This window comes from Bowdeniella nasicola (assembly GCF_001907295.1).
Classification (GTDB): domain Bacteria; phylum Actinomycetota; class Actinomycetes; order Actinomycetales; family Actinomycetaceae; genus Bowdeniella; species Bowdeniella nasicola.
Genome location: NZ_MQVR01000030.1, coordinates 21940 through 28650, shown reverse-complemented (window position 1 = coordinate 28650; position 6711 = coordinate 21940). Strand labels below are relative to the sequence as shown.

The following is a 6711-nucleotide window of genomic DNA, read 5'->3' as shown; positions in this document are numbered from 1 at the left end:
GAAGATGAACTCGAGGATCACGCGGTGACCGCCCTGCTGTCCAGCACGACCACCCCGCTACACCACTATGAGGGACTCAACTCCTGTGCGAAAGATTACTCGCGCAATGACCGCCGTGGCCGCAGCGGGCGTTCTCGCCCTCGCTGGCTGCTCCGGTGGCTCCGGCGGCGGAAACAACGGCAATAAGGGCACTGGTGGCCCGGCTAACGATTCCGGCACCCAGATCAATGCTAAGGATCGTAGCGAGCTGCAAGAGGGCGGCGTTCTTCGAATTCCGATTTCCAAGCTTCCCTCGAACTGGAACGGCATGCACATTGATGGCAACGAAGCCGACATCAGCGATATGCTGGGCTACACGCTTCCATCCAACTGGCTGTACAAGCCGGACGGCACGTTCGAGGTCAACCCGAACTTCCTCGAGTCCTACGATGTTAAGGACGCGACCGGAGACTCACCGCAGGTTGTCACGCTGAAGCTGAACAAGAAAGCTAAGTGGAACAACGGCGATCCGATCACCTGGGAAGATTACGCGCAGACCGCTAAGGTTTGTGACGGCTCGAACGTCGCCGAGGCTGACCCTGAAAGCGACGCAGAGCCGACCGATAAGTACGTCTGCGCCTCAACCGATGGCTGGACGTCCGTCGAAAAGGTCGAAAAGGGCGCGGATGAGTATGAGGTCGTCGTAACCTTCAAGAACCCCTACCCGGATTGGTCCGGTACTTTCAGCGGCGTCCTGAAGAAGGACTCCATCAAGGATCCCGAGACCTACAACACGGGTTGGAAGACCGATATGCCGAACGACGACTGGCTGGCTGGCCCGTTCAAGTTCGAGTCGGTTGACCGGTCGGCTGGCCGCGTTGCCCTCGTCCCGAACGACAAGTGGTGGGGCGACAAGGCTCTCCTCGAAAAGGTCGAGTTCAAGGCCCTGGGCGCGGACGCGATTCCGGGCGCCTTCGCTAACAAGGAGCTTGACGTGACCGGCGGCATCATCGATGCCAACACCTACCAGACCGTTATCAAGCGCGCAGACGCTGAGGTCCGTGTTGGCACCGGTAAGACCTGGCGCCACTACACGATCAACTCCCAGGCTGAGGTCATGAGCGATCAGAAGGTGCGTCAGGCGATCGCCATGGGCATGGACCGCGTCCAGACCACCAAGTCTGACCTCGCGGGCATCGACATCATCAAGCCCGAGGAGCTCGTCCTCGGTAACCACTTCTTCATGCCGGACCAGGAAGGCTACGTCGATAACTCGAACGTGACCCCTTACGATCCCGAGAAGGCCGGCGCGCTGCTCGATGAGATCGGCTGGAAGCTCGAAGAGGGCAAGGAATTCCGCACCAAGGGTGGCAAGGAACTTGAAATCAAGTACCTCGCGATCTCCGGTATCTCGACCTCGGAGAACGAGGGCAAGATGCTCCAGGACCAGATGAAGAAGATCGGTATCAAGGTCACCATTGTCCCGACCTCGTCCAACGAATTCTTCAAACAGCTGCAGCGCGGCGAATACGAAATCGCCACGTTCTCCTGGGTTGGCACGAACTACCCGATGGCCAATATCGACCAGATCTACGGCGCCAAGAGCTCCTCGAACTTCGCGAAGCTCGAAATCCCGAAGGTCACCGAACTGGTCCCCGAGATCGCCAAGGAGATGGACAAGAAGAAGCGCATCGACCTCACCAATGAAGTCGACAAGGCGATCTGGGAAGCTGTCCACACCGTTCCGATCTACCAGCGTGCGCAGATGATTGCGACCCCGAAGAACCTCGCAAACTACGGCGCCTTCGGTCTCTCGAGTGGCAAGCCGGAAGACATCGGCTACACGAAGTAACCACGTCGGATAGCTGACACTGCCAAGGCGGGTCCCACCTACGGGTGGGGCCCGCCTCATGCTGTGAAACAATAGCGCTCATGCGCCCCACCATTCTCGTACGTTCGACTCTGGGTAGAGTCGGCTTTTTTGCGGTTGCTGCACTCGCGGTCGGCCTCATCGCTCAGGCGCTGTGGACTGCTGGCATTGCCTCTGCAGCCCGCCTTGCGGCCTATCCCGTGTTCGTCCTCGTTGTGGTGTGGCTGCTCTGGTATTACCCGCGCGTGCAGATTTCCGATACGGGAGTTGCGATCGCCAACCCGCTGCGCTCCGTTGCCATTCCGTTCGATGTCATCACCGAGACCTCCTCGCGCGGCGCACTACGGGTGCGAACCGAGCGCCAGCAGTACACGGCCTGGGCCGCCCCGGCTCGCGGCGGCTATCGGGAGTCCACCCGGCCGCCGGCGGCATCGCCATCGATCTCGGAAGGCACCGAGCTGCAGACGATCTCGGCCGATGCTGCGACGACTGCGCGGTTGATCGACGAAGAAAAGATCATTCGCACGGCCTCGACCTACCGCCGCGAGGTCGTCTCTCGCGGCGGGGTGAGCGTCGCTGAGGAAACTGGCTGGCGCTGGAACACGCCGGCGGTGGCGATCTTTGTTGCCTCGATTTGCTGGGTAGTGTTTTCCGCTACGTACTAGTGCGCTTGCTATGGTCTGACACGAGTTAAGCGTTAGGATGTACCGTCGCCCGAACCTCGCGGGTGTTTCGTCGAACCCGAACCGGAAGTTACCTTCATGCCCCAGCGCCTAGATCTGCGCAATGTCGCCATCGTCGCTCACGTCGACCATGGCAAGACCACCCTCGTCGATGCCCTGCTGTGGGCCTGTGGCGCATTCGGGGAACATGAGCATGTCGATGATCGTGCAATGGACTCCGGAGATCTGGAACGCGAAAAGGGCATCACGATCCTCGCGAAGAACACAGCCGTCCACTACCGGGGCCCCGCCGCTGCCGAAAACGGCGCCCCCGGCGGCGTGACGATCAACGTCATCGATACCCCGGGCCACGCCGACTTCGGCGGAGAGGTCGAACGCGGCCTGTCGATGGTCGATGGCGTCGTGCTCCTAGTCGACTCCTCGGAAGGCCCGTTGCCGCAGACCCGATTCGTGCTGCGCAAAGCGCTCGCCGCGTCGCTGCCCGTCATCGTCGTTGTCAATAAGGTCGACCGCTCGGACGCGCGCATCAGCGAGGTCGTAGAAGAGACGATGGACCTGTTGCTCTCGCTCGCCTCGGACTTGGCCGAAGACCACCCGGATCTCGACCTGGATACCGTTCTCGATGTTCCCGTCGTCTACGCCTCGGCGAAAGCCGGGCGTGCGAGTCTCACCCAGCCCACGGACGGCACGCTGCCCGTAGACGAGGGGATGGAAGCCGTCTTCCATACGATCCTTCAGCGCATCCCGGCGCCGAGCTATGACGAGGATGCGCCGCTGCAGGCGCACGTGACGAACCTTGACGCCTCGCCGTTCCTGGGCCGCCTCGCGCTGCTGCGCGTGCACAACGGCACGATCCGCAAGGGCCAGCAGGTCGGCTGGGCCAAACAGGACGGCAGCGTCGCACCCGTGAAGATTTCCGAGCTGCTGCGCACCGAGGCCCTCACTCGCGTGCCCGCGGAGTCCGCGGGCCCCGGCGAGATCGTCGCAGTCGCGGGCATCGAAGACATCATGATCGGCGAATCGCTCGTCGACCTCGAAGACCCCCGGCCGCTGCCGCTCATTACGGTTGACGAGCCGGCGATCGCGATGACGATCGGTATTAATACGTCTCCGCTCGCGGGCCGCGTGCGCGGCGCGAAGGTTACGGCCCGTCAGGTGAAGGATCGGCTCGATCGCGAACTCATCGGTAACGTGTCGCTGCGCGTCCTGCCGACGGAACGCCCCGATGCCTGGGAGGTCCAGGGACGCGGCGAACTCGCCCTCGCGATCCTTGTCGAGCAGATGCGCCGCGAAGGCTTCGAGCTCACCGTCGGCAAGCCGCAGGTGCTCACTCGCAAGGTCGACGGCCAGGTCCTCGAGCCGATGGAGCGTCTGACGATCGATATCCCGGAGGAGTACCTGGGGTCGGTCACGCAGCTCATGGCCGCCCGCAAGGGCCGCATGGAGACGATGACGAACCACGGCACCGGTTGGGTGCGCCTGGAATTCCTCGTGCCCGCCCGCGGGCTTATCGGCTTCCGCACGCGTTTCCTTACCGAGACGCGCGGCACCGGTATCGCGGCCTCGATCTTCGAAGGCTGGGAGCCGTGGGCCGGCGCGATCACCGCGCGCACGACCGGCTCGCTCGTGGCCGACCGCGCGGGCGCCGTCACGCCCTACGCGATGATCAACCTGCAGGAGCGTGGCTCCTTCTTCGTCCAGCCGACCTCGGAGGTCTACGAGGGCCAGGTTGTGGGAGAGAACTCCCGCGGCGAGGATATGGACGTGAACGTCACCCGAGAAAAGAAACAGACCAACATGCGCTCGGCCAACGCGGACGCGTTCGAAAACCTCGTGCCGCCGCGCCAGCTCACGCTTGAAGAGTCGCTCGAATTTGCGGCCGCCGACGAATGCGTCGAGGTGACGCCGAACGACGTGCGCATCCGCAAGGTCGTCCTGCCCGCCACGGAACGGTTCAAGATCGCCGCGGCGCGTCGCCGCGCGGAAAAGGCTGAGTCGTGAGCCGTCCTTCGCTCCCGGTCCGGTCGATCGCGTGGGCGCTGATCGTCGGGCTCCTCGTCGCCTATCTCGCGCTGCTCGTGCACCGTGGTCGCAACGGCGAGATCCCGTGGGGGATCGGGCTTGCCTGGCTGCTCGTTGGCGCGGGCGGCATCCACATTCGCTCGGGCCACGGCAGGATCCCGAGCCTCGTCTACGCCCTCGTCGTGATTGGCCTGCCGCCGCTGGCGCAGTCGCTGAGCTCCGATGCGGCGGCGCTGATGGTGGGGGATTGGCGGAGTCTGACCTGGTATATCGGGTCGATTACCGTGGCTACCCTCACGGTGCTACTTGGCGGAATTGTGCGGTTAGCAAAGGATGAATCGCTAACCCCGCCGTATGATGAACACGACCGCGTTTAAATCCAGTTCACGAGGCACGGGGGCACGATGAGTTCAGCGGAGTTTGATCAAGACGTCGATACGTCTCGAGATCCTGGGGCAGCGACCCCCTGGTATCGACGGGTGCCCGTCATTATCGGCGCTGTCGTTGCCGTTCTTCTCATTGCATATGTCGCGGCTGCCGCGTTCGCGGGCTCGAAGGTCCCGCGGGATACGACGGTCTCCGGTGTCCAGATCGGCGGCATGTCGGCGAGCGAAGCCCGCTCGACGCTGAACTCCGCTTTTGAAGAAAAACTCGCCGCGCCATTGAAGCTCGCCGTGGGCGACCAGGAGGGCGAACTCGTTCCGGCCGATGCTGGACTCGGTGTCGATATCGACTCGACGGTGAAGAAGCTGACCGGATTCACGCTGGACCCTCGCGTCGTGTTCGCGCACTTCACCGGCGGCGCCAAGCTTGACCCCAAGGTCACGAGCGATGATGCGAAGCTCACCTCGGCCCTCACCTCGATCGGCGATTCGCTGAAGACCGATCCCGTGGACGCGAGCGTCGTCTTTGAAGACGGTAAGCCTTCGATCACCGAGCCGAAGGACGGCAATACGCTCAACGTTGACGAAGCGGTGCCCGAGGTCAAGAGTAACTTTCTGTCGGCGACCGGACCGCTGAAGCTTCCCACGACCTCAACTGCCCCCAAGGTCGGTCAGGAGCAGTTGGACGCCGCCAAGCGCGACATCATCGACCCGATGACCTCCGGCCCCGTCACCGTCAAGGTCGGCGATACGAGCGTGGAGTTGCCCGTCGCGGAACTCACCGCGATCGCGACCGTCGACGTCGCGGGCAATAAGCTCACGCTCGATCAGGACAAACTGAAGGAGCTCGTCGTCGAAAAGTCCCCGGAGCTGGGTTCGTCGGGAACCGATGCCAAGATCGTGATGGAAGGCGGTAAGCCCGTCGTCGTCCCATCCAAGCCCGGTCGCGCCCTGAACGCTGATGATCTCGCCGCGAAGGTGACGACCGCCGCACAGTCGAGCGAAAAGACGGCCAATGTCGAGATGAGCGAGTCCGATGCCGAATTCACGACCGAGGATGCGAACAAGCTGGGCGTAAAGGAAATCATCGGCGAATTCGACACCCCGCTCACCGCCGACCGAGTGCGTACCAAGAACCTGATCGTCGGTTCCAAGATCATCTCCAACACTCTCATCAAACCCGGTGAAACCTTCTCGCTGCTGCAGGCCCTCGGCCCGGTCACCTACGAGCGTGGTTTCGTGGACTCCGGTGTCGTTGAGTCGGGCTTTGCCACCAAGGCGCTCGGTGGCGGCCTGTCCCAGCTGTCGACGACGACGTTCAACGCCGCGTTCTTCGCGGGCATGGACCTCGTCGAATTCCGCCAGCACTCGCGCTACTTCTCCCGCTACCCCGAAGGCCGGGAAGCCACGCTGTGGGGCCCGAGCCTCGACATGAAGTGGAAGAACCCGACGCAATACGGTGTGCTCGTTGATGCATATGTCGCAAATAACCGCGTGCATGTGCGCCTATGGTCCACCAAGACCTTCGAGGTAAAGAGTTGGACTTCGCCGCGACGCAACATCACCAGCCCCCAGGTCGTGTACAACCAGCGCCCGGACTGCAAACCTGAGCACGGCACCACCCCTGGTTTCACGGTCGACTTCGGTCGAGAACGTTACAAGGATGGCAAGTTGCATGACAAGAAGTCCTGGACCTGGACTTATAATGCCTGGCCAATCGTCAAGTGTGGCAAGCCCTAATAGACTAGAGCCAGCCGAACCGCCTTCTAAGGAG

5 protein-coding genes are annotated in these 6711 nt (G+C 62.6%); all 5 read left to right on the top strand.

Annotation, left to right across the window (positions count from 1 at the left end; translation table 11 throughout):
• Positions 1 to 85: 85 nt before the first annotated feature.
• The 5 genes from BSZ39_RS06415 to BSZ39_RS06395 all read left to right on the top strand — a co-directional run bounded on the left by BSZ39_RS06415 (position 86) and on the right by BSZ39_RS06395 (position 6677).
• Positions 86 to 1831, top strand: a complete 1746-nt coding sequence (locus BSZ39_RS06415) for an ABC transporter family substrate-binding protein (RefSeq protein ID WP_083602993.1) — start codon at positions 86 to 88, stop codon at positions 1829 to 1831.
• A gap of 80 nt (positions 1832 to 1911) precedes the next feature.
• The gene (locus BSZ39_RS06410) at positions 1912 to 2514 is read left to right on the top strand and encodes a PH domain-containing protein (protein WP_073716544.1); all 603 of its coding nucleotides are present in this window, start codon (positions 1912 to 1914) and stop codon (positions 2512 to 2514) included.
• 96 nt (positions 2515 to 2610) lie between these two features.
• A complete protein-coding gene (gene typA, locus BSZ39_RS06405) occupies positions 2611 to 4533 on the top strand; it encodes a translational GTPase TypA (RefSeq protein WP_073716543.1) in 1923 nt (640 codons plus the stop codon).
• Positions 4530 to 4931 (top strand): hypothetical protein, encoded by a 402-nt coding sequence (locus BSZ39_RS06400; RefSeq protein WP_073716542.1) that lies wholly within the window; start codon positions 4530 to 4532, stop codon positions 4929 to 4931. Before typA ends, BSZ39_RS06400 begins: the two co-directional genes overlap by 4 nt.
• A 102-nt stretch (positions 4932 to 5033) precedes the next feature.
• Positions 5034 to 6677 carry a VanW family protein gene (locus BSZ39_RS06395; protein WP_073716541.1) on the top strand — a complete coding sequence of 548 codons (1644 nt, stop codon included), beginning with the start codon at positions 5034 to 5036 and terminating at the stop codon, positions 6675 to 6677.
• The last annotated feature ends 34 nt before the right edge of the window (positions 6678 to 6711 follow it).